Annotated in this window: 1 protein-coding gene; it reads left to right on the top strand. The window is 51.5% G+C overall.

Translation table 11 applies throughout. The annotated features are described in order from the left end of the window. Positions 1-239: 239 nt before the first annotated feature. Positions 240-1,537: cache domain-containing protein (locus tag SMB34_RS17710; RefSeq protein ID WP_037992095.1), on the top strand; the 1,298-nt coding region annotated here is incomplete at its 3' end.

Below are 1,537 nucleotides of genomic sequence, written 5' to 3'. Positions count from 1 at the left end.
AGGGATGCCATGTGCATCCCTCTTTCGTTTGCAGATCTCGCCGCGATACTGATTTCACTTACTTATTTCACTGAGGATTCTTCATTTTATCACGGGTTTTCTGATTTCGATCAGGAACAATTGGCAAAGCTCTTTTTATAAAACCGCACATCTGCACAACCCTATGTTGCAGTTATGCTGATCTGACAGCTTTTGCTGCATGCAGTTTCCGCCGTTTACATCCAAACACGGAGAACCCGATGAAACTCTCCAATTTCTCGCTTTCCGCCAAATTGCGGATGGTACTGGTAATGACGGCTTTTGCGCTGGGCGGTCTGGCGGTCTTTGATCTTGTGACCCTGCGATCTGCACTGGTCGAAGAAAAGAAAGCCAATGTCCGGCAAGTCGTCGATATGACCCGTTCGATCTTTAGCCATTATGATCAGCTCGCCAAATCCGGTGAGATCACCCTCGACGAAGCGCAGACCCGTGCAACAGAGTTTATTCAGAATGCGCGTTACGCTGACAATAATTATGTGTTTGTACTGGGTCTTGATACCAAGGTCATACTGCACCCGATCCAGCCAAAACTGAACGGCCAGAACGGTAAACAGGTGATTGATGTCAACGGTGTCCCGATCCTTGATGAAATGGTCAAGGCAGCACGTCATCCCGAAGGCGGTTTCCTGACCTATGAGTGGAACAAACCGGGGCATGACGGGGTATTTCCCAAACTGGCCTATGCCGAAACATTCAAGCCGTGGGGCTGGGTGATAACAACCGGCGTTTATATCGATGATGTTGATGACATTTTCTGGCAAACCGCCATCAATGACATCGCTGTTGCGATTTCCATGCTGATCGTCATCGGAATGGCCGGACTTGCGATTGACAGATCAACAACCCGTCCCCTGCGAATGATCACCGAGGCGCTTAACAAACTGGCACAAGGTGATACCAGCGTCACCACAAACGAAACAGATCGGCGTGATGAAATCGGTGCGCTGGCCCGCTCGCTTGAGGTTTTCAGGGCAAACCGCGAACAGGCCGAAAAGCTTGAACAGGAGCAGAAAGATACACACAAAATCCAGATTGCCCGCGCAGAAAAGATCGAAAAGCTGATTAAAAGTTTCGAGATCGAAGTCGAAGGCAATCTGTCGACGGTTCACAGCGCGTTGGAGCAATTACGCACCACGGCAACAGGCATGGCCAGCCAGTCTGACGAAACCACCGGCCGTGCGGCCAACGTTGCCGTAGCAACCGAACAGGCAGCAGCCAATGTCGATACCGTTGCAGCCGCGGCAGAACAGCTTGCTGCATCCATCGATGAAATCACGTCGCAGGTTTCGCGAAGCTCTGATATCGCACAGTCGGGTGCAAACGAAGCCGATGACGCAAGTACGATTTTTGCAGAACTTGGAACGGCTTCCGACAAAATCGGGCAAGTGGTTGAACTGATCCAGTCGATTGCCGAGCAAACCAATCTTCTGGCACTCAACGCCACAATCGAGGCCGCCCGTGCCGGTGATGCCGGAAAAGGCTTTGCCGTGGTTGCGGC

Origin of the sequence: Thalassospira permensis NBRC 106175 (genome assembly GCF_000714555.1) — a bacterium.
Lineage (GTDB): Bacteria > Pseudomonadota > Alphaproteobacteria > Rhodospirillales > Thalassospiraceae > Thalassospira > Thalassospira xiamenensis.
This window is presented reverse-complemented; position numbering and strand designations above follow the sequence as displayed.